Origin of the sequence: Leifsonia sp. fls2-241-R2A-40a (assembly GCF_030209575.1) — a bacterium.
In the GTDB taxonomy this organism is placed as follows: domain Bacteria; phylum Actinomycetota; class Actinomycetes; order Actinomycetales; family Microbacteriaceae; genus Leifsonia.
On sequence record NZ_JARVRS010000001.1, the window covers coordinates 14,699 to 38,655 of the forward strand.

24 protein-coding genes and 1 tRNA gene are annotated in these 23,957 nt (G+C 70.0%); 10 read left to right on the plus strand and 15 right to left on the minus strand.

Going from position 1 to position 23,957, the window contains the following annotated elements:
* Window positions 1–71 precede the first annotated feature (71 nt).
* Window positions 72–1,391 (plus strand): nicotinate phosphoribosyltransferase, encoded by a 1,320-nt coding sequence (locus QRN40_RS00095; RefSeq protein WP_285113317.1) that lies wholly within the window; start codon window positions 72–74, stop codon window positions 1,389–1,391.
* A gap of 8 nt (window positions 1,392–1,399) precedes the next feature.
* Here the strand turns inward: QRN40_RS00095 and QRN40_RS00100 are convergent, their stop codons facing one another.
* From QRN40_RS00100 to QRN40_RS00110, 3 genes are read right to left on the minus strand one after another with little or no spacing between them, the layout of a single operon-like run.
* Window positions 1,400–1,678: a DUF3039 domain-containing protein gene (locus tag QRN40_RS00100; RefSeq protein WP_285113319.1), complete on the minus strand. Its 279-nt coding sequence runs from the start codon at window positions 1,676–1,678 to the stop codon at window positions 1,400–1,402.
* Window positions 1,679–1,716: 38 nt separating this feature from the next.
* Window positions 1,717–3,294, minus strand: coding sequence for a hypothetical protein (locus tag QRN40_RS00105; RefSeq protein ID WP_285113320.1), 1,578 nt, complete (start codon window positions 3,292–3,294; stop codon window positions 1,717–1,719).
* On the minus strand, window positions 3,270–4,223 hold the full coding sequence (locus tag QRN40_RS00110; RefSeq protein ID WP_285113321.1) for an ABC transporter ATP-binding protein: 954 nt from the start codon (window positions 4,221–4,223) through the stop codon (window positions 3,270–3,272). The genes QRN40_RS00105 and QRN40_RS00110 overlap by 25 nt, the downstream gene beginning before the upstream one ends.
* A 341-nt stretch (window positions 4,224–4,564) precedes the next feature.
* Here QRN40_RS00110 and QRN40_RS00115 point away from each other — a divergent pair, with 341 nt between their 5' ends.
* The 6 genes from QRN40_RS00115 (at window position 4,565) to QRN40_RS00140 (ending at window position 8,954) form a co-directional block, all read left to right on the plus strand.
* Window positions 4,565–5,257 (plus strand): phosphocholine cytidylyltransferase family protein, encoded by a 693-nt coding sequence (locus tag QRN40_RS00115; RefSeq protein ID WP_285113323.1) that lies wholly within the window; start codon window positions 4,565–4,567, stop codon window positions 5,255–5,257.
* A gap of 74 nt (window positions 5,258–5,331) precedes the next feature.
* Window positions 5,332–6,195: an ABC transporter permease gene (locus QRN40_RS00120; protein ID WP_285117411.1), complete on the plus strand. Its 864-nt coding sequence runs from the start codon at window positions 5,332–5,334 to the stop codon at window positions 6,193–6,195.
* Window positions 6,196–6,930: an ABC transporter ATP-binding protein gene (locus tag QRN40_RS00125; RefSeq protein ID WP_285113325.1), complete on the plus strand. Its 735-nt coding sequence runs from the start codon at window positions 6,196–6,198 to the stop codon at window positions 6,928–6,930. It begins immediately after the preceding gene.
* 138 nt (window positions 6,931–7,068) lie between these two features.
* Window positions 7,069–7,386, plus strand: coding sequence for a hypothetical protein (locus QRN40_RS00130; RefSeq protein ID WP_285113326.1), 318 nt, complete (start codon window positions 7,069–7,071; stop codon window positions 7,384–7,386).
* Window positions 7,387–7,535: 149 nt separating this feature from the next.
* Window positions 7,536–7,847, plus strand: a complete 312-nt coding sequence (locus QRN40_RS00135; protein ID WP_285113328.1) for a helix-turn-helix domain-containing protein — start codon at window positions 7,536–7,538, stop codon at window positions 7,845–7,847.
* A 27-nt stretch (window positions 7,848–7,874) separates the two neighbouring features.
* On the plus strand, window positions 7,875–8,954 hold the full coding sequence (locus tag QRN40_RS00140; protein ID WP_285113329.1) for a hypothetical protein: 1,080 nt from the start codon (window positions 7,875–7,877) through the stop codon (window positions 8,952–8,954).
* Between the two features lie 16 nt (window positions 8,955–8,970).
* Here the strand turns inward: QRN40_RS00140 and QRN40_RS00145 are convergent, their stop codons facing one another.
* The 4 genes from QRN40_RS00145 to QRN40_RS00160 all read right to left on the minus strand — a co-directional run bounded on the left by QRN40_RS00145 (window position 8,971) and on the right by QRN40_RS00160 (window position 13,556).
* Window positions 8,971–9,855, minus strand: a complete 885-nt coding sequence (locus QRN40_RS00145) for a glycosyltransferase family 2 protein (protein ID WP_285113330.1) — start codon at window positions 9,853–9,855, stop codon at window positions 8,971–8,973.
* The gene (locus tag QRN40_RS00150; RefSeq protein WP_285113333.1) at window positions 9,848–10,669 is read right to left on the minus strand and encodes a CDP-alcohol phosphatidyltransferase family protein; all 822 of its coding nucleotides are present in this window, start codon (window positions 10,667–10,669) and stop codon (window positions 9,848–9,850) included. Before QRN40_RS00150 ends, QRN40_RS00145 begins: the two co-directional genes overlap by 8 nt.
* Window positions 10,670–10,671: 2 nt before the next feature.
* A complete protein-coding gene (locus QRN40_RS00155; protein WP_285113335.1) occupies window positions 10,672–11,715 on the minus strand; it encodes a glycosyltransferase family 2 protein in 1,044 nt (347 codons plus the stop codon).
* A gap of 137 nt (window positions 11,716–11,852) precedes the next feature.
* On the minus strand, window positions 11,853–13,556 hold the full coding sequence (locus QRN40_RS00160) for a S1C family serine protease (protein WP_285113337.1): 1,704 nt from the start codon (window positions 13,554–13,556) through the stop codon (window positions 11,853–11,855).
* 145 nt (window positions 13,557–13,701) lie between these two features.
* Between QRN40_RS00160 and QRN40_RS00165 the strand changes: the two genes are divergently transcribed.
* Window positions 13,702–14,898: a pyridoxal phosphate-dependent aminotransferase gene (locus tag QRN40_RS00165; RefSeq protein WP_285113339.1), complete on the plus strand. Its 1,197-nt coding sequence runs from the start codon at window positions 13,702–13,704 to the stop codon at window positions 14,896–14,898.
* Between the two features lie 6 nt (window positions 14,899–14,904).
* Here QRN40_RS00165 and QRN40_RS00170 read toward each other — a convergent pair whose 3' ends face one another.
* Genes QRN40_RS00170 through QRN40_RS00200 form a run of 7 tightly spaced genes read right to left on the minus strand, consistent with a single transcriptional unit; the run spans window position 14,905 to window position 20,927 of the window.
* Window positions 14,905–15,741 carry a carbon-nitrogen hydrolase family protein gene (locus QRN40_RS00170; protein WP_285113340.1) on the minus strand — a complete coding sequence of 279 codons (837 nt, stop codon included), beginning with the start codon at window positions 15,739–15,741 and terminating at the stop codon, window positions 14,905–14,907.
* Window positions 15,738–17,516, minus strand: a complete 1,779-nt coding sequence (locus tag QRN40_RS00175) for a sensor histidine kinase (RefSeq protein WP_285113341.1) — start codon at window positions 17,514–17,516, stop codon at window positions 15,738–15,740. The genes QRN40_RS00170 and QRN40_RS00175 overlap by 4 nt, the downstream gene beginning before the upstream one ends.
* Complete coding sequence (locus QRN40_RS00180) at window positions 17,513–17,926, minus strand: response regulator (protein ID WP_285113342.1); 414 nt, start codon at window positions 17,924–17,926, stop codon at window positions 17,513–17,515. Before QRN40_RS00180 ends, QRN40_RS00175 begins: the two co-directional genes overlap by 4 nt.
* Window positions 17,919–18,077: a hypothetical protein gene (locus QRN40_RS00185; protein WP_285113343.1), complete on the minus strand. Its 159-nt coding sequence runs from the start codon at window positions 18,075–18,077 to the stop codon at window positions 17,919–17,921. The genes QRN40_RS00180 and QRN40_RS00185 overlap by 8 nt, the downstream gene beginning before the upstream one ends.
* Complete coding sequence (locus QRN40_RS00190; protein ID WP_285113344.1) at window positions 18,074–18,847, minus strand: PHP domain-containing protein; 774 nt, start codon at window positions 18,845–18,847, stop codon at window positions 18,074–18,076. Before QRN40_RS00190 ends, QRN40_RS00185 begins: the two co-directional genes overlap by 4 nt.
* The gene (locus QRN40_RS00195) at window positions 18,844–19,857 is read right to left on the minus strand and encodes an ATP-grasp domain-containing protein (RefSeq protein WP_285113346.1); all 1,014 of its coding nucleotides are present in this window, start codon (window positions 19,855–19,857) and stop codon (window positions 18,844–18,846) included. Before QRN40_RS00195 ends, QRN40_RS00190 begins: the two co-directional genes overlap by 4 nt.
* Window positions 19,854–20,927: a response regulator gene (locus QRN40_RS00200; protein WP_285113349.1), complete on the minus strand. Its 1,074-nt coding sequence runs from the start codon at window positions 20,925–20,927 to the stop codon at window positions 19,854–19,856. The genes QRN40_RS00195 and QRN40_RS00200 overlap by 4 nt, the downstream gene beginning before the upstream one ends.
* Window positions 20,928–21,045: 118 nt before the next feature.
* Here QRN40_RS00200 and QRN40_RS00205 point away from each other — a divergent pair.
* Window positions 21,046–21,119 (plus strand) — tRNA-Met (locus QRN40_RS00205).
* Window positions 21,120–21,204: 85 nt separating this feature from the next.
* On the plus strand, window positions 21,205–21,642 hold the full coding sequence (locus QRN40_RS00210; RefSeq protein ID WP_285113351.1) for a VOC family protein: 438 nt from the start codon (window positions 21,205–21,207) through the stop codon (window positions 21,640–21,642).
* 15 nt (window positions 21,643–21,657) lie between these two features.
* Here the strand turns inward: QRN40_RS00210 and QRN40_RS00215 are convergent, their stop codons facing one another.
* Window positions 21,658–23,922, minus strand: coding sequence for a Nal1-like putative serine protease (locus QRN40_RS00215; protein ID WP_285113352.1), 2,265 nt, complete (start codon window positions 23,920–23,922; stop codon window positions 21,658–21,660).
* Between the last annotated feature and the right edge of the window lie 35 nt (window positions 23,923–23,957).

Consider the following 23,957-nt stretch of genomic DNA (forward strand, 5'->3'; position numbering starts at 1 on the left):
CTACCCGTCCGGGATGCGCGCGAGCCCGAGCGCGGCCGCCGTGCGCGAACGCGCGTGAGTAGGCTGGCGTCGTGACAGAGCGAGCAGCGTCTTCCGCTTTCCTGACCGACCGCTACGAGCTGACGATGCTCGACGCCGCGCTCCTCGCCGGGACGCACGACCGGGAGTGCGTCTTCGAAGCGTTCACCCGCCGCCTCCCCGCCGGGCGTCGCTACGGGGTGCTCGCCGGGACGGGCCGTCTGCTCGAACTGATCGAGCAGTTCCGGTTCGGGGATGCGGAGCTCCAGTTCCTCCGCGACAACCACATCGTGCGCGACGAGACCGTCGACTGGCTCGCCGACTACCGCTTCTCGGGGACCATCCGCGGCTACCGGGAGGGCGAGCTCTTCTTCCCCGGGTCCCCGTTCTTCATCGTGGATGCGCCCTTCGCGGAGGGCGTTATCCTCGAGACCCTGCTCCTCAGCGTCTTCAACTACGACTCGGCCGTCGCATCCGCGGCGGCCCGCATGGTCGCGGCGGCGGTCGGGCGCCCGCTGGCCGAGATGGGATCGCGCCGGGCGAACGAGCGCTCGGCGGTCGCCGCCGCGCGCGCCGCCTTCATCGCCGGCTTCTCCGCGACCTCCAACCTCGAGGCCGGCCGCACCTGGGGCGTCCCGACGATGGGGACGGCCGCGCACGCGTTCACGCTGCTGCACGACAGCGAGGAGGCCGCCTTCCGGGCCCAGGTGGATGCGCTCGGCCCGGGCACGACGTTGCTGGTGGACACCTTCGACGTCCAGAAGGCCATCGAGACGGCGGTGAAGGTCGCCGGTCCCGAGCTCGGCGCGGTGCGCCTGGACTCGGGAGACCTCCCCAAGCTCGTGAAGCAGGTGCGCGAGCAGCTCGACTCGCTCGGCGCCACGAAGACGCGGATCACCGTCACCAACGACCTCGACGAGTTCACCATCGCCGCGCTCTCCGCCTCGCCCGTCGACTCGTACGGCGTCGGCACCTCCGTTGTGACCGGCTCCGGCAGCCCCGCCTCGGGGATGGTCTACAAGCTGGTGGCGCACCGGAGCACCGGGAGCGACGGCGAGTGGATCCCGGTGGCCAAGAAGTCCGACGGGAAGGCCAGCATCGGCGGACGCAAGCACCCCGTCCGGAGGCTGGACCCGACGGGGACGGCGGTGGCCGAGGTGGTCCACATCGTCGAGAAGGGCGACACCCCCGACGACACCGGGCGCGACCTGCTGGTCCCGCTGATCACGGACGGCGAGGTGCACACCGAGCACCTCGGGATCGAGGGGACGCGCCGCGCCCGCGATCACTGCGCGATGGCGATGGACGAGCTGCCCGACGAGGCGTTCCGCCTGGGTCGCGGGGACCCCGTGCTGCCCACCCTCTTCGAGTAGGCGCCGGTCTACTCGGCGGTGAGGCCCTCGTAGATCTCACGGCAGGTCGGGCACACCGGGAACTTCTCGGGGTCGCGGTTGGGCGTCCACATCTTGCCGCACAGCGCCTTGACCGGCTTGCCGGTCATGGCGGACTCGAGGATCTGCTCCTTCTTCACGTAGTGCGAGAAGCGCTCGTGATCCCCCGGCTCCTGGTTCTGCAGGAGCTCCTCGAGCTCGCGGTCGAGCGTGGTCGCACCGCCGCCGGAGGGCTGGCCACCGGGCTCGGAGATGCTCGCTTCGTTCATCCCCTCAGTCTAAGCGCTCCGCGCGACGAGGCAGCCGTTCAGTCGTTGCGGTTGGCGAACGCCATCAGCTCGGGTCCGCGGCGGTCGAACAGCCGGCCTCCGAGCCAGAGCCCGAAGAACAGCGTCCCGAAGCCGACCAGCACGGCGACGACCGGCGCGATGGCCAGCCAGAACGCGTTCACGGTCAGTCCGAGCACCAGGAACACCAGCACCGGCGAGGCAAGGATGAGGATGGCGAAGAAGCTGAGCGACTGGACCAGCGCGGCCGACGCGCCGGAGGTCTGCGGCTGCGTGAACGCGCTGTCGCCCGGCTTGGTCGCCGGATACGGGAACAGGACGGACGAGATGCTGGACAGGCCGAGCCCGATCACCAGGATCGCTCCGCTCAGAGCGGCCACCGAGGGCAGCACCGCCCAGTCCCCGAAGACGATGGTCGTCGCGATCGAGCCGACGATCAGCACCGGGATCCCGACCACCACGGCCGGGAACATCCGGCCCGCGCGGTCCGCGAGGCCGCGTGTCCCGGAGACGACGTGGAGCCAGATGGCCGTGCTGTCGTAGGCGAGGTCGTTGTGGATGCTCCAACCCAGGAACAGGCATACCAGCGGCAGCGGGACCAGAGCGATGAAGTGGGACGGCAGTCCTGCCAGGGCGAGGGCCACCACGACGAAGACCGGGATGACCGGGACCAGCACGATGGACACCCAGTAGCGGGCGTCGCGGCCCCAGTAGGTCATGGACCGCGCGGCGATGGCCGCCGTCGGGCCGCCCGGGAGACGGTCGAACCAGCCGAGACCGTGGTACGCCTTCGAGCGCGCCTCACGCTCGGGCGCCGCCACCACGCGGGCGACCAGGGCCACCCACCCCACCCACAGCAGGCCGAGGCAGACCACGGCGACGAGCAGCTGCAGCACCGCGGTGCCCCAGTCGCCCTGGGCCGCGGCGCCGGGAGCGGACCAGGCCGCACCCAGCGGCGTCCACGACAGCCAGCCGGCGAACCCGCCGAGGGTGGCGAGCCCGTCGCGGCCCCAGTCGACGGTCACGAGCAGCAGGATCACCGGCGCGATCAGCACCAGCAGCAGGATGCCGATGACCCCGCCCGCCTCGCGCGACCGGCGGGTGGAGAGCATCGAGTGGGCGATGGCGGTGGTCACGCGGGACAGCAGGATGCAGGTGAGGACAGCTACGGCGGCCGAGAGGAGCGCGACGAGGACGGTTCCCGCGTTCTGCGACCAGGTGATGACGGTCGCGGCGCTGCAGATGATGAGCACCAGCGACGGGACCCCGATGAGACCGGCCAGCAGCAGCCCGGTGGCGAGCGTGCGGTTCGGGATGCCGAACAGCGCGAACTCCTTCGGGTCGAGCGTGTCGTCCACACCGAACAGCAGCGGGAGCAGGGCGAACCCGGCGACCACGACCGACCCGATCACCACCACGACGCTGTGCGTGGCGGCGAGGTCGGAGACGACGCGGGCGGCGACCAGGGAACCGACGACCAGGACCGTGATGAACCCGCCGTACAGCAGGCCGATCACCAGTCCGAAGACCTGCCACGGGCTCCGCCGGAAGGCGTTGCCCATGATGCGCAGCTTCAGTCCGAGAAACTGTGCAACCACTCCATGCCTTCCGCTGCCTTTCGACCGCCGGCGAGGTCGACGAAGCGCTCTTCGAGCGTCTGCTCGCCGCGGACCTCTTCGATCGTGCCCGACGCGAGCACCTGTCCGCGGACGATGATCGCCACGCTGTCGCAGACGCGCTGGATCATGTCCATGCCGTGGCTCGAGACGACGACCGTCCCTCCTGCCGACGTGTAGCGCTGGAGGATGTCGATGATGTTCGCCGCGGAGACGGGGTCGACCGACTCGAACGGCTCGTCGAGCACCAGCAGGCGCGGCGAGTGGATCATCGCGGCGGCGAGCGCGATCTTCTTCGTCATGCCGGCTGAGTAGTCGGCGACCAGGCGATCCAGGGCGTCCTCGATGCCGAAGGCGGTGGCCAGGTCGGCGGTCCGCGCCCGCACGGTCTTGGCGCTCAGACCACGGAGGGTTCCCGCGTAGCGGAGGAACTGGGCGCCGGTCAGGCGGTCGAAGAGCCGCAGCTTGTCGGGCAGGACGCCGATGATGTGCTTGGCGCGGACCGGCTCGGCCCAGACGTCGACGCCGTGCACGACCACGCGACCGGCGTCGGGACGCAGCAGGCCGGTGACGATGGACAGGGTCGTGGTCTTGCCGGCGCCGTTCGGACCGACGATGCCGTAGAACGAGCCCTCCTTGATATCGAGGGTCACGCCGTCGACGGCGACGGTCTCGCCGTACCGTTTGTGCAGCCCGCCGATCGAGAGCACGGTCGGCCGCACATCCACCGGCTTCGGCGGCAGCGGTTCAACCGCCGGCGTCTTCACGCGCGGTGTCTGGCGCGGTTTCGCCGCAGCCGCGGTGGTGGTGGTGCGCTTGCGCGGCGCACGCGTGCTCGTCCCGGCCGCGGCAGCGGCCGTCTTCGCCGGAGCGCGCTTCGGTGTGGCACTCGGATCGGCGCCCTCCGCCATGGTCTCCCCCCTCTGCGAGTCGGCTTCCGTCGCGTCCGCTGCTTCCCGGGCCGGACTCTCATCGGGCTCGGTGCTCCGGGGACGCGCGTGCTCAGAACTCACCCCGCTAACGTACCAAGACACTCCTGCATGCGAACCCCTCGCCGCGGTGTCCGAGGGGGTCCTCCCACGTGGGAATGTCCTGTGAGGAACATAACGACCCAACAACGTCCTGCGTCAACCCCTGCCCCCGAGAGGGGGTCGCCGGTATTCTGGCGGAGGCATAAAGGGGTGTCGATACGCATAAGCGCGGATGAATCCTGGGTGAACCTCGGGCTCGCGTTGATCCCAAGGAGATGATTGTGACGACCCAGGTAGTGATTCTCGCGGCCGGCATGGGAAGCCGACTCGGACGGAGCCTCCCCAAGCCGCTCACCGAGCTCAGCGACGGCCGCACCATCATGCAGCAGCAGTTCGACAACATCCACGCAGCCTTCGGCAAGGACGCCCAGGTGACGATCGTCGTCGGCTACAAGCTCGAGCACATCATCGAGGCGTTCCCCGACGCTCAGTTCGTCTACAACGAGCAGTACGACCAGACCAACACCTCGAAGAGCCTGATGCGCGCCCTGCAGGCGTCCGGCACGGGCGGAGTGCTGTGGATGAACGGCGACGTGGTCTTCGACCCGGCCGTCCTCGTCCGCGCCGCCGCGATGGTCGCCCGCGACCAGACGTTCGTCACCGTGAACACCTCCTCCGTCGCCGACGAAGAGGTCAAGTACACGACGGGCCCCGAGGGCTACATCCACGAGCTGTCCAAGACCGTCAAGAACGGTCTCGGCGAGGCCGTCGGGATCAACTACATCTCGTCGGGCGACAAGGCGACGCTGTTGCGCCAGCTGCAGCGGGTGGGCGACCAGGACTACTTCGAGCGCGGCATCGAGCTCGCGATCGAGCAGGACCGCATCCTGGTCGAGCCGGTCGACATCTCCGACCTGTACGCCGTCGAGGTCGACTTCCAGGAGGACCTGGAACGCGCGAATCTTTTCGTATAGTCGAAGTCGCCGCGTGAGCCCTCACGCAGCTTCGATCAATACGATGGGTTCTCGTGACCACTATCCCGGCTGAGGTGCGCCCTGCGCAGCGCTCGCGCTTCGCGCGCTACCGGCAGTCGCTCTGGTTGCTGACGCGGCGCGATCTGCGCGTCCGCTACTCCACGAGCGTTCTCGGTTACCTGTGGTCGATCCTCGATCCGCTCGTGATGAGCGCGATCTACTGGTTCGTCTTCACGGTCATCTTCAAGCGCGACGTCGGCGAGAACCCGTACATCGTGTTCCTCCTGGCGGCCCTGCTGCCGTGGATGTGGTTCAACGGCGCGGTATCCGACAGCACGCGTGCGTACATCCGCGAGGCCAAGCTCATCCGCTCGACGATGATCCCGCGCACCATCTGGGTCAACCGCATCGTCGCCTCGAAGGGCATCGAGTTCCTGCTGTCGCTGCCGGTGCTCGCGTTCTTCGCGATCCTGACGGGCGCGAAGCTCAATGTGGATGTGCTGCTCTTCCCGCTGGCGATCCTGATCCAGACCGTGCTGACGGTCGGGATCGGGCTGATCGTGGCCCCGCTGGTCGTGTTCTACCGCGACCTCGAGCGTGCAGTGAAGCTCGCGCTGCGCTTCCTCTTCTACGCCTCCCCCATCATCTACAGCGCCCGCGACCTCCCGGGCGGCTGCGGCGCCGGGATCCCCGCGCGGCAGTGCGCGGCCTACCTCACCGCGCATCCCGGGGCGCAGACGGACGTGCTGTTCTCTCTGCACTTCTGGTCGGCGTTCAACCCGCTCACCGGCATCTTCAGCCTGTACCGCTCGGCCTTCTTCGCCGAAGAGCTGGACTGGTTCCTCGTCGGAGTCAGCGCTCTCATGTCGCTGGTGCTGCTGGCGATCGGCTGGGCGGTCTTCAGGCGTTTCGAGCGCGATGTGCTGAAGGAGATCTGAGTGGCACCCGTCATCGCCGTCGACGGCCTCGGCGTGCGCTTCCGGCGCAACCGCGGAGCCCGACGATCGTTCAAGGATCTCTTCTCCACCAAGGAGCGCCGGGTGCGCCCGGACGATTTCTGGGCGCTCCGCAACGTCAGCTTCCGGGTGCAGCCCGGTGAGGCCATCGGCGTCGTCGGGCGCAACGGCCAGGGCAAGTCGACCCTGCTGAAGCTCGTCGCGGGCGTCATGCTGCCCGACGAGGGCTCGGTGAAGGTGACCGATGGGGTGGCGCCGCTGATCGAGATTACCGGCGGGTTCGTGGACGACCTGACCGTGCGCGACAACGTGTACCTCACGGCGGGCCTGCACGGCATGTCGCGTGCGCAGATCGACGAGCGGTTCGGCGAGATCATCGACTTCGCCGAGATCGGCGACTTCGTCGACACTCCGTATAAGCACCTGTCCAGTGGCATGAAGGTGCGCATCGCGTTCTCCGTCATCTCGCAGCTGGAGGAGCCGGTGCTGCTGGTGGACGAGGTGCTCGCCGTCGGCGACCGCGGCTTCCGCGAGAAGTGCTACCGACGCATCGAGGAGCTCCTCGCCGGCGGACGCACGCTGTTCTTCGTGTCGCACAACGAGAAGGACCTGCGTCGCTTCTGCGAGCGGGGTCTGTACCTGGACAAGGGCGCTCTCGTGCTGGACGGCCCCATCGCCGACGTGCTGGAGCTGTACAACGCCGACTACGGCAGCTGACGGAAGAGCCGGTCAGCGGCCGGTTTCGGGACGCGCGAAATCGTCCACAGAAAAGAATTCGGCGAGTTGTCCCCGGAAGTGGTGTTCGTGCCCGATTACGGGGCATCGAGCGTCGGAGGGGATGGTTAGCGTCATCGCATGAATCGTCTCCGGTTTCTTCGCAGCCCCTCTCCCGCTCCTCGACCGCGTCGCCTCGCCTACCCCGTTCCGTGGCGCGTCGACCGGAGCACGGCGCCCCATTACCGGCTCGTCAACGACGGCCGCGAGACTCTCCGCGGCGTCACCGTGAGCGTCGCGGGCGACTCCCGGCTGACCGTCAGCGGGCCGACCTCCGTGCGCCCTGGTGAAGCTGTCCGGGCCAGCGTGAGCGGCCGCGACCCGGCTCGCGACACCCTGCTGGTCGTCCGCTGGTTCCCGCCGGACGGCCGCGAGTACCTCTGGCAGATCAGCCTGTGACGCCGGCGCCCTCTCGGGCCGCGCACGGCTCGAGAGGGCGCGGTCATTGCCCGAATCGCGCGCATTTCCGGCGGGCAACGCGTGAGGTACCCGGATCGGGGTGCACGCGCTCTGGAGTCGAACGGGCCGGGGTTCTTCACTGGGGGACTATGAAGAACGCAGTCGCACCCGCCGCCCAACTCCTCGGCGAACGCATCCGCTGTGTCCGCATCCAGCTCGGGCTCAGTCAGGAGGCGATCGCCAGCCTCGCCTCGATGCACGTCACCAACTTCGGGAAGATCGAGCGCGGCGACGCCAACCCGAGCCTGCTGACGATCGTCCGGATCGCGGCGGTCCTCGGGACGGACGTCGCCTCGCTCACCCAGGACATCACCGGCGAGCACCTGCCGGCCGGGGTGCGCGTGCTTCGCGCTCGCGACTTCCTGAGCGAACGGGAACGTCGCGCGCGCCGGTCGCGCTGAACGAGATCCGGCCTACACTCTGTGGAGATGGCCAAGAAGCAGCAACCGATCGTCTCCGTCACCGGCGGCCCGCCGCAGGGTGGCGACACGCCTCGAGCCCTGAACACGACCCTGGATCGTTTCCTGGGCATTCAGCGGCCGGTGGTGGTGGCCCACCTGCGCAGCATCCGGAGGCGGCATCCCGATGCCTCCGCGGAGGAGTTGGCGCGCATCCTGGAGCGGCGATACATCGCCGCGGTGACGAGCGGCGGCGCCGCCGTCGGTGCGACCGCCGTCATCCCGGCGATCGGGACCGGCGTGACGCTGGCGCTGTCGGGCATCGAGACGGCCGCATTCCTCGAGGCGACCGCCCTGTACGCCCAGTCGATGAGCGAACTGCACGGCATCGCCGTCGAGGATCCGGAGCGGGCACGCGCCCTCGTCCTCACCATGATGCTCGGCCGCGAGGGCTCCGACCTCGTCCGGCAGCTCGCGGGCCAGTTCTCCGGCGGCGGCGTGACCCGGACGGCGTACTGGGGCGAGCTGGTCACCTCCAGTCTTCCCGCGATGGTCGTCGGGCCTCTCGTGGACCGTCTGAAGAGTGCGTTCATCCGTCAGTTCGCCGTGCGCGGAGGCGCGAGCATCGTCGCCCGAGCCATCCCCTTCGGGATCGGTGCCGTGATCGGCGGGGCGGGCAACAATATCCTCGCGCGCCGCGTCGTGCAGAACGCCCGGATCGCGTTCGGGCCGTCGCCGCTCGTGATCCCGGAAGTCCTGACGCCTGCCGAAGGCCCGGGAGCAGTGCGTCGCCTCGGATCGGCGACGGGAGCCGGGGTGGTCCGCGTCGGCGCCGCGACGGGCACCGGCGTCGCACGGGTCAGTTCGGCCACAGGCACCGGCGTGGCGCGCGTCAGCTCCGCGACGGGAGCCGGCGTGGCCTGGGTCAGTTCGGCGACCGGTGCCCGCGTGGCCCGCCTCGGGGACACCCTGCGCGCTGCGCGCCCGCGCCGGCGGAAGAAGTCCTCGGGAGACGCCGGAAGCGGCCAGGAGCCGCAGACGCCGCAGGGGCAGGACGACTCGTCGTCGATGCCTCAGAGCGACGACGACGGCCGGCGCGCCGCCGGCTGAGCCGCACGCCCGAGACTCAGACGATGGGCGGACGGCCCGCGGCCGTCATCCGCGCGATCGTGCGCCACCGCAGTGGACGTCGCTCCCCCGGGTCGGTGCGCCAGCCCTCGGCCCACCCTCCGAACCACGCCCGCAGCACGGCCGGTTTGCGGAACCAGCGGAGCAACTGGATGCCCGTCCACGACCCGACGTACAGCGGCACCAGGACGATCGGCAGGTTGCGCCGCGCGAGCCACACCCGGTTCCGGGCGTTGAGGCGGTAGTAGTACGAGTGGCGGGTGGGCGAGACCGAGGGGTGCTCTGCCACCAGATCGCCCGCATACCAGACGCGCTTCCCCTGGTCCCACACCTTCCAGGCCAGGTCGATGCCCTCGTGGGCGTAGAAGAACGGCGCCGCCCAGCCGCCGGCCCGCTCGAAGACCTCGCGCGGCAGCACGATCACGGCCTCGAGCACGGCGAACACGTTGCTCGACCGCTCCGGGTCGCCCTTGCGGATGCGCGGGATCCAGCGCCGGGGCGCCGGGGCGCCATCCGGCACGCGGAGACGCGGCTGCAGCATCCCGATGCTGGGATCGGCTCGCAGCTTGGCGACGGCGTCGGCGAGGAACGTGCGCGACGGGATGTCCGCGTCGTCATCGAGGAAGAACAGCCACTCCCCCGACACGAGCGGCACACCGGCGTTGCGCCCGGCGGGGATGCCGACGTTCTCGGGCAGGGCGAGTGTGCGAACGCCATCCGGCAGGGCCGGCTCGGCCGTGGCCGGATCCCAGCCGTTGCCGACGACGACCACGTCGGTGGTGACGCGCTCCTGCGCGAGCACCGACTCCACACCGCGGCGCAGCTCCGCAGGCCGCGAGCCCTGGGTGAGCACCACGACCGCGATCGCCGGCTGGTCAGCCACGGACCCGCCGCGACGCCATGATGGTCACGAAGTGCCCGATCGCCGCCAGGATCGCCAGCGGGACGAGCACGCTGAGCAGGATGCGGTCGGCGAGGGTCGCGCCGATGAAGAGCCCGACGATCGAGAACACGAAGATCAGGATGGTCAGCTCGACGGAGTGGTAGAGGCGGTGGAACGGCAGGAAGCGGGCGGCGCGCCGCAGCGTCGCGACCAGCCCGTGCGTCGGCGCGTACTCGGACTGCGTATCCGCGAGCTTCGGCAGTCCCGCGTTCGCCCGGGCGACGCGCACCATGTCGTTGAGCGCCTTGTTGAGCACGATCACCAGGGCGAGCAGCGTGCCCAGGTTCGTCCACAGGAAGTCCTGCGTCGCCTCGAAGGGATACCCGGCGGCGCGGATGCCCAGCACGATGGCGATGAGCGTCTCGGTCGTGTAGTGCCCGACGTTGTCGAGGAAGATGCCCGCGGGCGACGACGTGCCGCGCCAGCGCGCCACCTCGCCGTCGCAGCAGTCGACGAGCATCTGCAGCTGGCCGAGCACGAGGGCGAGCGCGGCGCCGGCGATGCCCGGGATGAGCAAGGAGGCGGCGGTCGCCCATCCGGTCAGGATCATCAGCCCGGTCACGCCGTTGGCCGAGATCGAGGTCTTGAGCAGGAACCAGGTCAGGTACGGCGAGAGGTTCCGCAGGTACAGCGAGGCGGTCCAGTGCTCGGCGTTGCGTCGGCCGCGCACCTCCGGGGGCTGCGCAACGGCTCTCAGCTCGGCGATCGAGGACGGACGGGCGCCGTGCGCCGCGGATCCGGGTGCGGTCGTCATGCCTACCTTCCGATGTGGGCCGTGATGTTACGGGTGAGGGACAGATAGCCGAGGACGAAGCCGGTCCCCCAGCTGAAATGGATGCACGGCAAGACTACGAGAAACCACAGGAACGCACGAAAACCGTCGCGCCGGCCCCACAGCAGAGCGGAGATCACGACGATCACCACGTACAGCGCGGGGATCGCGAACCCCCACAGCAGCCAGGGAGCCGCCCCCACCGCCGCCTGGACGATCCCGGCGATGCCGAGCAAGGTTCCGATGGCGACGCCCAGCACCATGACCGGCGGCGCGAAGTAGCGCAGGCCGTTCGAGGTGGGGAACCGGCGTGCGAGCTCGCCGCGCCAGATGCCCGTCGAGAAGAACTGCCGCGCGAGGCGGTACAGGTTCGGTCGCGGACGGTAGGTCACCTTGAGCCGGGGCGTGAACCACACCGTGCCTCCGGCGCTGCGGATGCGGCGGTTGAGCTCCCAGTCCTGCCCGCGCTTGATCTCCTCGTCGAAGAGGCCGACGTCGAGAAGGCGGTCACGGCGGAACACCCCGAGGTAGACCGTCTCGGCCGGCCCGGCCTCCCCGCCGACGTGCAGCTTGGTCCCGCCGAGGCCGACACGGCTGCCGTAGGCGCGCGCGACGGCGCGCTCGAAGTCGGTCGTGCCCTGCGCATCCATCAGTCCGCCGACGTTGTCCGCCCCGGTCTCGAGCATCGTCTCGACGGCCACCCGGGCGTAGTCGGCCGGGAGCACGCTGTGCGCATCCACCCGGATCACGATCGGGTAGCGCGACTCACGGATCGCCAGATTCAGCCCAGCAGGCGTGGAGCCGATCGCGTTGTCGAGGACGCGGATGCGCGGGTCGACCGCCGCGAGCTCGGCGACGAGCTCGGTGGTGCCGTCGATGCTGGGGCCGAGGGCGATCGCGACCTCGAACGGCCCGGCGTAGTCCTGTGCGAGCAGGCTGTCGACGGCGGCGCGTACGTGGGTGACCTCGTTCAGCACCGGCATCACGTACGAGACACCCGGGAGGGTGTTCACGGTGTCGTCCGGCATCTGGTCCTTCGGTGTAGCGGGTCGGCGTCGAGCCTATCAGCCGGGCCCTGCCGGAGCCCGGGAGCGGGATGGGCGCACGACCCGACGGCGAAGGGCCGCCCCGCCGAAGCGGGACGGCCCTTCGTGACGATGTCGGGTCACTCCTTGGGGAGGGAGCCCAGCGTCACCGTCGCTGTCTTGGTCTGACCGTTGCGGATGTAGGTGACGTCCGCCTTGGCACCGGCGGCCTGCGCCCGCACCTGAGCGGTGAGGTCGGTCGCGTCGGTGATCGGGGTGTCGTTGAAGTTGACCACGACGTCGCCGGCCTTCAGCCCGGCGCTCGCGGCCGCGCCGCCCGACGAGATGCTCTTGACCAGCGCTCCGACCGTGGTCGCCTTGGTGTCGCTGCTCGCGTCCGCGACCGAAGCGCCCAGCAGGCCGTGCGTCGCGGAGCCGTTCTTGATGATCTCGTCGGACACGCGCTTGGCGAGATCCGACGGGATGGCGAAGCCGACGCCGATGCTGCCGGACTGCGAGCCGTCCGAGCTCTGGCCGCCCGCGCTGGCGATGGCGACGTTGACGCCGATCAGCTCGCCCTTGCTGTTGAGCAGCGCACCGCCCGAGTTGCCGGGGTTGATCGACGCGTCGGTCTGGATGACGGGGAGCGAGATCGTGCCGGTGCTCTGCTGCGGCTGCTGCTGCTGCTGACCCTGACCGCCCTGGTCGGGGAAGTCGAAGTTGAACGGGTTCTGGCTGCCGCCTCCGCTGTTCGAGTCGTCCTTCGGAGCCGCGGACGACGCGATGCTGATGCTGCGGTTCAGGGCGCTGACGATGCCGTCGGTGACGGTGCCGGAGAGTCCGAGCGGCGCGCCGATGGCGACCGTGGTGCTTCCGACGTTGAGCTTGCTCGAGTCGCCCCAGGTCATCGGGGTGAGCCCGGAGGCGTTGTCGAGCTTGATCACCGCGAGATCGGTCGTCGGGTCGGTGCCGACGATCTTCGCGGTGTAGATCTTGCCGTCGTTGTCCGTCACGGTGACGTTGACGTTGGCCGCCTGGCCGTCGAGCGTCACGACGTGGGTGTTCGTGAGCACGTAGCCGTCCGAGGTCAGGACGATGCCGGAGCCGGTGCCGCCGGAGCTGGACGCGCTCACCGAGATGGTCACGACGCTCGGGGACGCCTTGGCCGCCACCGCCGTGATCGTGCTGGCGTTGTTCGCGTCGTTGACCGTGATGTTCTGCGGTCCGGAGACGGTCTTGATCGTGGCGTTGCCGCCGTCGGTGGCCGCGTAGATGCCGACACCGGCACCTGCACCCGCGATACCGCCGACCAGAGCGCCGATGGCGAGCGTGGCGATGATGAGGCCGGTGCCCCCACGGCGGGCCGGCTTGCCCGACGGAGCGGTCGCGGTGGCCGCGCCGGGAGCACCGGCGTAGCCCTGCTGGTGGGCGTTCGGGGCGTAGGTCTGCTGGCCGTAGCCGGCGGGCTGGCCGAAGGAGCCGTTGCCGTAGTGCGGCTGCTGGCCGTACGGCTGACCGTAGGGCTGCTGCGGCGGGACGGGCTGGGTCGGCTGCGTCTGGTGGGCGGCGGGCTGCTGCAGGTTGGGCTGCGGCACGGTCGGCTGCTGCGCGGTGGGCTGCGGCACGGTCGGCTGCGGCTCGGTCGGCTGCACCGCCGTCGGCTGCACCGCCGTCGGCTGCTCCGAGGCGGGCACGGCGGCCGGCGCGGCCGGGGTCTCGGGGGTGTGCGCGGCCGTGTTCGCGGCGGCGCCGTTCTGCTCGGAGCCGGCAGCATCCACGACCGCGTCGGTGTCGGCGTCGTGCTGGGGCTTCGCGGGCTCCGGGGTGTTCGGGGTGTCGGTCATGGTCTTGCTCCTTCCAAGCACAGACAGCTTGGGATGCGAACCTGAGCGTTCTATTTGCCGATGCTGTGGACGACCTTCTGCATGTCGATGACTCTCCACAACGTATCCGATGGGTTCGTTGCGAGTAAGGCCGTACCGTGGAGGCATGACGATTCCCGGAGGCTGGCGCCGGGCCGCGGACGGCGCCGGGCTGCTCGGTGCCGACGGCTCCGTGCGCCCGACGATCTTCGCCGAGATGAGCGCGCTCGCGATGCAGACCGGCGCCATCAACCTCGGTCAGGGGTTCCCGGACGAGGACGGCCCGGCCGAAGTGCTCGAAGCCGCCGTGGCGGCGATCCGCGCCGGAGAGAACCAGTACCCGCCCGGGATGGGCATCGCCGACCTGCGGCTGGCGGTCGCCGAGCATCAGCGCCGCTTCTACGGGATCGACCGGGACCCGGACCGCGAGGTGCTGGTCACCGCCGGTGCGACCGAGGCCATCGCGGCCAGCCTCCTCGCGCTGCTGGAGCCGGGCGACGAGGTGGTCACCTTCGAGCCGTACTACGACGAGTACGGCGCCGTGATCGCGCTCGCGGGCGGCGTGCACCGGACGGTCCCGCTCGAGCCTCCCGCGTTCCGACCCGACCTCGAGCGCCTGCGCGAGAGGGTGACCGACAGGACCCGCGTCATCCTCGTCAACACCCCGCACAATCCGACCGGCACGGTGCTGGATCGCGAGACGCTCCTCGCCATCGTCGAGCTCGCCGAACGGCATGACGCGATCATCGTCACCGACTCGGTCTACGAGCACCTCACGTTCGGGCCGGAGCACATCGCGATCGAGACGCTGCCCGGAGCACGCGAGCGCACGATCGCCATCTCCTCCGGCGGGAAGACGTTCAACACTACCGGCTGGAAGGTCGGCTGGCTCACGGCGCCCGCGCCGCTGGTCACCGCGGTGCTCGCCGTGAAGCAGTTCCTGACGTATGTGAACGCCGCTCCGTTCCAGCCCGCGATCGCGGCGGGGCTCCGGCTGCCCGACGCCTACTTCTCCGGGATCGCCCAGGAACTGGGCCACAAGCGGGATGTGCTGTCCGCCGGCCTGGACGCCGCCGGCTTCGACGTCCACCGGTCCGATGGGACCTACTTCGTGGTCGCCGACGCGGCCCCGCTCGGCTTCGCCGACGCGGTCGACTTCTGCCGTCGCCTGCCCGAGCTCGCCGGGGTCGTCGCCGTGCCGCTCAGCGCGTTCAGCCGCGGCGAGTACGCGGCGCGGAACGCCTCCCTTGTCCGCTTCGCGTTCTGCAAGCGCATCGACGTCCTCGAAGAGGCCGCTCTGCGGCTCGCAGCGTTGTCCCGCTGAGACGGGTCAGAGCGGCGTGACGCCGTAGCGGCGCAGCAGCAGCGCGGGGTTCCGCTCGCGGACCTCCCGCACGCGCGCGGCCGAGACCTCCGCCACCGCAACGCCCGTGGTCTCGCCGAGGGCGGCCAGGGTGACGCCCATGGGATCGACGACCGCGCTTGCTCCGACGCCGATGGCGGGCGGATGGTCGGCCGCCGCCACGTACAGCGTGTTCTCGATGGCGCGCGCAGCGAGCAGCGTCGTCCAGTGGAACTCCTTGAGCGGGCCGCGCACCCACTCGGCAGGCACGGCGACGAGGTCCGCTCCGGCGTCCGCCAGCCGGCGCGTCACCTCCGGGAACCGCAGGTCGTAGCAGGTCTGCAGCCCGACGGTCAGGCCGTCGACCGGGAACGTCTGCGGAGCGTCCAGCGGTCCGGCGACCACCCACTCGGACTCGCGCGCCCCGAAGGCGTCGTACAGGTGCTGCTTGCGGTACGTGGCCACGACATCCCCCGACGGGCCGACCGCGACGAGAGTGTTCGAGAACTTCTTGGACTCGTCCGTCCGCTCCACCAGTCCGGCGACGACGAAGACATCGTGCTCCCGCGCAGCGGCGGCGAGGGCGCCGACGAACTCGCCGTCGAGCGGCTCGGAGTGACGGGCGAACGACGGTCCCAGCGGGTCGGTGAAGTAGGAGGCGTACTCCGGGAGGATCACGAGGCGGGCCCCGCGGGACGCGGCGACCGCGATCAGCCCGGCCACCACATCCCGGTTGTGGACGCGGTCGTCACCGGGCGCGAACTGCGCGACCGCGACGACGATCGTGCGGTCGTCGATGGTCAGCTCCGCCGGCCGGTCGGTCACGGCGCCAGCTCCGCGGTCGGGATGGCTTCGGTCACGGGCCGGGGCGTGCGGACCGGGAGCACGATGCTGATCGAGGTCCCGACGCCTTCCTCGCTGGCGATGTCGAGGCGGCCGCCGTGGGCGGTCACGATCGCCTTGGTGATCGTGAGCCCGAGACCGACCCCCGGGACCGCGTTCCGCGTCGCCGTGGAGGCGCGGAAGAACCGCTGCGACAGCTGGCTCAGCTCAACGGCCGGGATGCCGATCCCGGTGTCGGTCACCGCGATGACCGCCTGATCGCCCTGGGAGCGGACCGACACCGTGACCGTGCCGCCCGACGGCGTGAACTTCAGAGCGTTGGAGACCAGGTTGTCGACGGCCTGGCCGAGACGGACCGTGTCGCCGCGGACCTCCAGCGGCAGCTCGGGGACATCGCTGACCAGGGTCACGCCCGCGTTCCCGGCCACCGGCCGGGCCGATTCGACGGAGGCCGAGACCACGCCGCCCAGGTCGACGTCCTTGATGTCGAGCGGGAAGCGGCCCGACTCCACCTGCGCGGTGAACAGCAGGTCGCCGACCAGGCGGAGCAGCCGGTGGGCGTTGCGCTCGGCGACGGCCAGGTACTGCAGCTGCTCGTCCGACAGCGGGGCGTCCTCGTCGTCGCGCATGAGCTCCAGGTAGCCGAGGATCGAGCTGAGGGGCGTGCGGAGCTCGTGCGAGATCAGGCCGACGAACTCGTCCTTGAGCCGGGCGAACTCGCGCGCCTGCGTCATGTCGGTCGCCACGAAGATGAAGCCGACGCGGTGGCCGTTCTCATCCAGGCGCGGCGTGGCCGCGACCTGCACGGCGACGCGCTTGCCGTCGGGCCGCACGTACGTCCAGTCGCGCACATCGGCCGACCCGGCGCGGACGGTGTCGACCAGCGCGGAGAAGTCGTCGATGCTGGACACGGTGGTGAACCGGGCATCCATGTCCCGAAGCCGCTGATCGATCTCCTCGTGCAGGTGGAAGTCGATGACATGGTGCTTGGCATCGAGCACCTGCTTCTCGGTGAGGCCGAGCATCTTCTCGGCGCCCGGATTCCAGACGTCGATCAGGCCGTCGAGGTCGGTGCCGATCACCGACTGCTCGGTGACCGCGTTCCAGATGCTCTGGATGAGACGGTTCGCCGTCTTCAGGCGCGCTTCGTTGAGCACCAGCTCGTCCTGAGCGGTGACCGCCTGTGCGAGGAGCATCTCCTGCTTGGCGTTGGATTCCTGCGCGGAGTGAAGTTGGATGCGCATCCGGTGCGCGAGCTCGTTGATGACGATGGCGACGATCAGGTAGATGACCGGCGAGAAGAAGGCCCGGACGATCTCGCCGGACGTCCGCCCGTCCCCGTCCAGGACGAGCGGGGCGAGCAGCACGACGAAGGTGGTGAGCGCCGCGATGAGGATGTTGATGCGCCCCTCCTCGGACGCGATCCAGACGAAGGGCAGGAGGGTCAGCACCACGAACGGGGAGGCGGACGAACCCGTGCCCAGGCGCAGGAGTCCTACCGCCAGCAACGACAACGTCGGGACGATGACCGCCCACTCCTGGTGGAAGCGACGCCACGGAACCGCGAACGACAGGATGGACGCGACGGCCGCCAGGGCGATGCCCGCGAGGAACTCCGTGACGTCGGTGACCGGTACCCCGTTGGGAACCGCGGCGATCAGTGCCGCGATCGCGAAGCCGATGATCGTCGGAATCTGCTTCATGAAGGCGGACGGCGAGTCGATCGGGAGGCGGCTCAGCCAGCGGTCGAAGGTCATGCGGGCTCCCCCAGCTGCAACATCTCGCGGATGCGGGTCGAGAGCGCCCGCGGACTGAACGGCTTCACGAGGAAGCTGTCCGACCGGTCGGCCACCACGCCGTGGTCGGTCAGCAGCTGCACGGAGGCCGACACCATGAGGATCAGCGTCGAACGGGTCGCATCGTCGGCGCGGATGGCCTCGGCCACCTCCACGCCGTTGAGTCCGGGCATCGAGATGTCGAGGACGGCGAGGTCGATGTCACCGGACTGGACCGCGGTGAGCGCGGCGCGGCCGTTGTCGACGGCGGCGACGATGTCCACACCGGCCCGCTTCGCCGCGATGGTCATCAGGCCGCGGATGTCGTCGTCGTCGTCCGCGATCACGACGCGCTTGGCGCGCCCGGCGACGGCGTCGGAGACCTCAGACATGCAGGAACACCACCCGCACGACGACGATCGCTGCGCAGATCAGCAGGGCGATGCCTCCGTAGAGGGGCAGCCGGTACTCCCAGCGGCGGTTGCGCTCCAGTTCGGCCTGGAGCTGCTCCCGCAGCTCTGCCGAGGGTTCGACGGGGCTCATCGTGCATCCTCCGTTGCGGTTCCGACGCGTGCGGCGGCCGCGTCGAGCAGGGCGGGCACGCGGTCGTAGCGCCCGACATCCGTGGCGATGTGGCTGTCCGTTGAGGCAACGATACGCGCGCCGGCGGCCAGAAGCGCGGCGATGGCGTCGGGCCCCGGGCAGTTCCACTTCTCGTTGACTTCGACGATGGTGCCGGTCGCCGCTGCCGCCTGCGCCCAGGCGGTCAGCCGCTCGGCTCCGAGCTGCGACTCGTCCAGTCCGACCTTCGGCAGGATCGAGAACCAATGCGCCAGCTGCGCGTGCGGCGTGCGCTCCATCGTGCGGATGCTGGCCTCGATGAGCAGGTCGAGCGCGTCGTCGTCGGCGAGGCCCGCATCCAGTCGCTCGCGCGTCGCGCGAGGGGACCACGGACCGTCGGTGCCGGGGAACTGGTGGTCGCCGATGACGATCGCATCCACTCCGGCACCACCGCTGAGCAGACCGGGCGGCGTGTCGACAGCGCCGGAGGCGTCGAGCAGCTTGGCCTCGACGCCGGTCACGACGGTCAGCCCCTCCGGGAGGCGCTCTGCCGCGACCGCGCTCAGGAACTCGGGGACCCAGGTGGTGGATGCGCGCACGTGGTCGGTGAGGCGGATGGTCACGAGCCCCGCGGCCGAAGCGGCGGCGATGTTCTCGGCAAGGGTGCTCTGCGCGTCGTCCGAGAAGGTCGAGTGGACGTGGAAATCGCCGCCCAGCAGCGCGGGCAGCCGGCCGGCCTCCGTCCCGCTCACTCCTCGGTACCCTCCGTGTGCGCCGCGTTGTCGGAGATCAGCACGTCGGCGGGGCTCAGGAAGACGTCCTCCAGGAACCGCACGTTGGCCAGCTCCTCGAAGTCGACGGCCGAGGGCACCGGGCGCCCCAGCACGAGGTCGAGGAGCAGAGACGGCATGTCGACGCCCGCCGCGATGGTGAGCGGCATCGCGCCCGGGAAGCGCGGGTTCACCTCCAGAAGGGCGGGGACGCCGTCGGAGCTGTACCGCAGCTGCACGTTCGCGACGCCCGTGAGACCGATGGCGCGGGCGACCGCAGCGGCCGTGTCCGACAGCTCGGGCCGGCGGACCGTGCGGCCGGCGATCGAGACCCCGGAGTCGACGCGCTCACGGGAGCGCGGCACCGCGGCGATGACGTTGCCGTCGAGGCCGGCGATGACATCCACCGAGAACTCCTCGCCGGGCAGGTTCTCCTGGATGATGATGCTCTCGTCCGTGCCGAGCGCCTCCAGGGTCCCGCGATCCGGGATCAGGCGGACGCCGCGCGAGCCGGCCCCGCTGCGCGGTTTGATGATCACCGGGAAGCTCCAGTCGGCTCCCACGCCCTCGCGGTTCAGGAGGTGCGTCTCGGGAATCCGGGCCCGGCCATCGACCCGCTGCACCAGCCGGAACTTGTCGAGGCAGGTGACGAGCGTGTCGTGCGAGGGCGCGGCGAGCGTCGTGCCGACCGCCTCCAGTTCGTCGCGGCGCGCGGCAAGGCCGGGCAGTTCGACGTCGACCGTCGAGAAGAGCACGTCGATGCCGTCCTCGCTGCTCATCGCGATCAGCGCATCCACGAAACCGTCGGAGCGGCCCGGCGGCACGATGCGGCGACGGCCCTCCTCGACGAGGTACAGGCCGCTGGCCCACCCGTCCATGTCGGCGGCGTAGACCTCCACGTCGTCCCGTGCGAGGAGCGAGCGGATCACCGCGACGCCGGCCGGGCCTCCAGCGCCCGTGACCAGGACGCGGGTGCGGGGGGTGTCGGTCATTCAGCGGTCCTGTTCACTCGGATGCGGGCGTCGGTCTGGAGGGATGAGGCGGGCACGGAGATGTCCGCCGTGTCGCGCATCACCTCCAGGGGTTCGCAGTTCTTACCGCCGCCGAAGCGCGACCAGTAGCGGGCCGTGGCGAGGACGAAGTCCGGCTCGAGGTAGTCCCGCAACTCGGTCTGCGACCGGAAGCAGTCGATCAGCTGCAACTTGGTCGCGGTGAACCCGTCGATGGGGACGAAGCGCGTCGGGCGGAAGTCGATGGTCGCCGAGGGGCTCTGGAAGCAGCACACCGTGCGGACCGAGCGGGTGGCGACGACGGTCGCGGCGTGCACGGCGCGGTGATCCTGGTGGCGGTCGTGCGAGGAGTGCGTGTAGACGATGTCCGGCTGGACTTCGGCGACGACGCGCTCGATGATGCTGACCGTCGGGTCGGCGGCCGAGATGTGCGTGTCCTCGAGGTCCTCCAGGAAGAGGCGTGCGCCCAGCAGCTCGGCCGACGCGAGCGACTCGTGCTGGCGGTCGTCGACGTCGCCGCCGCGAGCGCCCCGCGAGAGCGTGAGGATGACCACCTGGTTGCCGGCTTCGCGGTGCGCGGCGAGGATGCCGCCGACGCCGATCTCCACGTCATCCGGATGCGCGCCGACGGCGAGGACCACCTGCTGGCGTTTCGCGGCCCGCTTCACGCGTCCCTCGGCGGCGAGGCGGTTGACGATGGCGACGAGCTCGGCCGATGCGACCGGCTTGGTGAGGAACTCGTCGGCCTGAGCGCGCAGCGCGGACACGGCGTAATCGACGGAGACGTGCGCGGTCATGACCACAACGGGCATGCCCGGGTACTGGCTGCGGAGCTCCTTGAGCAGGTCGAGACCGGAGATGCCGGGCATCTCGATGTCGGTGATGACGAGGTCGGGCTCGAACGCCGCGATCTCCGACAGGGCTATGGAGGGATCGGTGACCGCGATCGCGACCGCATCCGCTCGTTTCTCCAGGATGGTCTTCATGAAGAAGGCCACATCCGGGTCGTCTTCGACCACGACAACCCGGTACTTCGTCACGACACTCGCCATCGCATCCCCTATCTCGGAACGACTCTAGTAGGACGACCGGTTCACACGGCGGACGCGCCCGGGTGCGTGTTCGCGATTTCACGCCGCCCCGATCCCGTGCTAGAGTTTCTTCTTGTGCCGCGGGGTGGAGCAGCTCGGTAGCTCGCTGGGCTCATAACCCAGAGGTCGTAGGTTCAAATCCTGCCCCCGCAACAAGAAAGGCCCCCTGACCGGGGATTCTCCGGTCAGGGGGCCTTGTCCATTCTGGCTTGTTCCCCGGCTCGGTAGCATTCGACGCATGGGAATCAGATTCGAGAACGTCGGCATCGCGGTCCGCGATCTCGATGAGGCGATCTCCTTCTTCACCGATCTCGGTCTCACCGTCGTCGGGCGCGACACCGTGAGCGGCGACTGGGCCGACACCGCCGTCGGCCTGGACGGCAACCACGCCAGGATCGCGATGCTCCAGACGCCCGAGGGCGACGGCCGCCTCGAATTGTTCGAGTATCTGCACCCGGACGCGATCGAGACCGAGCCGACGCTGCCGCACGAGACCGGGATGCACCGGGTCGCCTTCTCCGTCGACGACATCGACGAGGCGCTCGCGATCGCCGCGACGCACGGCTGCCACCCGCTCCGCGGGGTCGCGACCTACGAGGACGTCTACAAGCTGACGTACCTGCGCGGGCCGAGCGGCATCCTGGTCATGCTCGCGCAGGCGCTGAAGAACGACTGACACCGCTGCGGCCGGCTACTTCTTCCTTCGGCTCGTCTTCGCTCCCCCGCTGAGCGCCGAGGCGATGTCGTCCAGCACCAGCGAGGGCACGAAACCGGGGTTCTCGTAGAGCTTCTGCAGCGCTGCCGTGTCGATCGCGGCCAGCTGCCCGGCCGTGAAGGCGGTGTCGCCGCCGGCGGCCTTCCAGGCGCTCTGCCAGACCATGGCCAGCGTCAGTGCGCCATCCACCAGCAGGCCGACGGTCTGCGTGCCGAAGCGGCTCCAGAGCGCGTCGGTCACCGCCACCGAAGCATCCCCCGGCTTCGTCGCGACGGCTGCGTACGCGGTCACCAGCGTGAGGGGATCGACGGCCTTCGCCGACCGGTCCATGAGCTGCACCACAGCAACGGCGGCATCCGCGCCCGAGGCGACGACCGCAGGACCCTTCGCCGTCGTCAGGGCCGCGGCGATGGCCGTCGCGATCTCGGTGTCGTGCCGGTCGATCATCGTCGACTCGTACGCCGAGTGGACGCCCTTGCCGGTGCCGTCCTCCAGCCCGTCCGCCATGAACGAACCATGCAACGGCTGGCAGGCGTCGCCGACGTAGTGCGCGACGAGGCCGGCGGCCGCGACGTACCGGGTGATGTCCCCCGCGGAGACGGCGGCGACCATCTCGTCGAAGAACTGCCAGACGCGGAACGGCAGGAGCCCGCGGTCGCCGGGATCCGTGTGACCGAGCCGCGTGTAGTAGTCCTGCCAGACCGGCACCGCGACGTTCGCAGGATCGGCGACGCACCGCTCGCGCAGGGTGGTGCCGTCCAGCGGCTGGTCGATGTCGGCGAAGTGAGTGGGATGCTCGGGCCCGGTGCGGAAGGCGGTGTCGCGGCCGCCCTTCACCGCGGTCGGCAGGTTCTTCCAGATCAGGTCGGGAACGTCGGCGAGCGGGACGAAGCCGCCGTTCTTCTTGGCCGCCACGGTCGACACATCGATCGGGCCGTGCCCGAGACCCTGCAGGCTGAAGCTGATGCGGTCGATGTTGCCGGTCATCAGCGTGTGGAGCTTCGCCGGTCGCACCTGGTCGCACGCGAAGGAGGCGATCGTGTAGTGCCCGGTCTTCCCCCAGTACGGCTGCGGCCCGGTGTTGTAGTCGACCACCAACTCGACGTCGAGCAGCCGGAGGACGCTGGCGAGACTGGTGGCCAGGGTGAAGTCGAAGCCGGCACCGGACGAGGCGAGGAAGCTCTGGCCGCCCCACTGCAGGGCGATCGGCCGGAGTGGAGCATCGTCCGCCTGGACCAGATACCAGACGGCCCCCGAGTCGCCGGGTCGCGAATCCTGCTCGCCGGGCAGCGGGGCGATGAGGAAGTCGGTGACGTCGTCGTAGCCGCCGGTGCTGCGGTACCGGTAGAACAGCGCGGCGACGCGTCCCTCGAGCTCGCCGGAGGCGGCCCCGAAGGCCCGGACCCGCGCGCCGATCAATTGGACCCCCATGTTGAGCTCGTTGAGATCGGCGAGCCGGCCGGCGCGCGGGAGGCCGTACGCCTGCGACGTCCACTCGGTCACGTCGTTCACTTCGACCAGCGCAGCATCCAGGGTCAGATAGGTCCGCCGCCCCGACAGCTCCGGGTACACCTCGCCGAACGGCATCCGGGTCAGCTGACGGGAGCTCGCATGCCCCACCTCGGTCACCTCGCCGTGCAGGATGCTCGAGACCGGACTGCCCTCCGGCCCGGCCACATGGCGGCTGGTCAGGGCGAACACCGTGTGGCCATCGGTGACCAGCGTCCCGACGCTGGCCAGGTTCTGCACCCCCTGGGAGTCGCTGACGAGCGGGAAGCCGCCACCGACCCGCGAGCTCGGCCACGTACGCGGAGGGAGGTACGACCCGTCCGGAACGGACGGCGTGACCTTCACCACGCACACCGGCACCGTCCGGCCGTCCGGCAGGTAGAGCGTGCGCGGGACGAGGTCTTCGGGCGATTCCTGCGACTCGCCGACTCCGAACCGGTCGGCCGCGATCCACTCGTCGACGAGGACCAGGATGCACGGCCACGAGTAGTCCCGGACCTCGGAGTTCTCGAAGGTGCGCTCGCTCCGTACCTCGTGCGCCTGGGACGTCCGGGAACGCCTCCCGCGATCGGCGCTCGGCCAGGGGTCGCTCGTCCGGATGAGGTAGAGCCCCACGGCCGTGCCGACGACGTTCTTCTTGTTGAGGAGGTGCCAGTGATAGAGGTCGCGCGCTTCGATCAGGTCCGCCGTCGACAGACTCGCGAAGCTTCGGTCCGTGCCCAGAACATCCATGTCGCCCCCGCGCCGCCTCAGCCGAATGTGCGGCA

Coding starts and splice junctions, on each gene's coding strand:
- QRN40_RS00155 (WP_285113335.1), bottom strand. CDS start 11,715: ATGCCGGACGACACCGTGAACACCCTCCCGGGTGTCTCGTACGTGATG.
- QRN40_RS00210 (WP_285113351.1), top strand. CDS start 21,205: ATGGGAATCAGATTCGAGAACGTCGGCATCGCGGTCCGCGATCTCGAT.
- QRN40_RS00140 (WP_285113329.1), top strand. CDS start 7,875: ATGGCCAAGAAGCAGCAACCGATCGTCTCCGTCACCGGCGGCCCGCCG.
- QRN40_RS00200 (WP_285113349.1), bottom strand. CDS start 20,927: ATGGCGAGTGTCGTGACGAAGTACCGGGTTGTCGTGGTCGAAGACGAC.
- QRN40_RS00100 (WP_285113319.1), bottom strand. CDS start 1,678: ATGAACGAAGCGAGCATCTCCGAGCCCGGTGGCCAGCCCTCCGGCGGC.
- QRN40_RS00135 (WP_285113328.1), top strand. CDS start 7,536: ATGAAGAACGCAGTCGCACCCGCCGCCCAACTCCTCGGCGAACGCATC.
- QRN40_RS00195 (WP_285113346.1), bottom strand. CDS start 19,857: ATGACCGACACCCCCCGCACCCGCGTCCTGGTCACGGGCGCTGGAGGC.
- QRN40_RS00110 (WP_285113321.1), bottom strand. CDS start 4,223: ATGGCGGAGGGCGCCGATCCGAGTGCCACACCGAAGCGCGCTCCGGCG.
- QRN40_RS00185 (WP_285113343.1), bottom strand. CDS start 18,077: ATGAGCCCCGTCGAACCCTCGGCAGAGCTGCGGGAGCAGCTCCAGGCC.
- QRN40_RS00180 (WP_285113342.1), bottom strand. CDS start 17,926: ATGTCTGAGGTCTCCGACGCCGTCGCCGGGCGCGCCAAGCGCGTCGTG.
- QRN40_RS00130 (WP_285113326.1), top strand. CDS start 7,069: ATGAATCGTCTCCGGTTTCTTCGCAGCCCCTCTCCCGCTCCTCGACCG.
- QRN40_RS00150 (WP_285113333.1), bottom strand. CDS start 10,669: ATGACGACCGCACCCGGATCCGCGGCGCACGGCGCCCGTCCGTCCTCG.
- QRN40_RS00175 (WP_285113341.1), bottom strand. CDS start 17,516: ATGACCTTCGACCGCTGGCTGAGCCGCCTCCCGATCGACTCGCCGTCC.
- QRN40_RS00160 (WP_285113337.1), bottom strand. CDS start 13,556: ATGACCGACACCCCGAACACCCCGGAGCCCGCGAAGCCCCAGCACGAC.
- QRN40_RS00165 (WP_285113339.1), top strand. CDS start 13,702: ATGACGATTCCCGGAGGCTGGCGCCGGGCCGCGGACGGCGCCGGGCTG.
- QRN40_RS00215 (WP_285113352.1), bottom strand. CDS start 23,922: ATGGATGTTCTGGGCACGGACCGAAGCTTCGCGAGTCTGTCGACGGCG.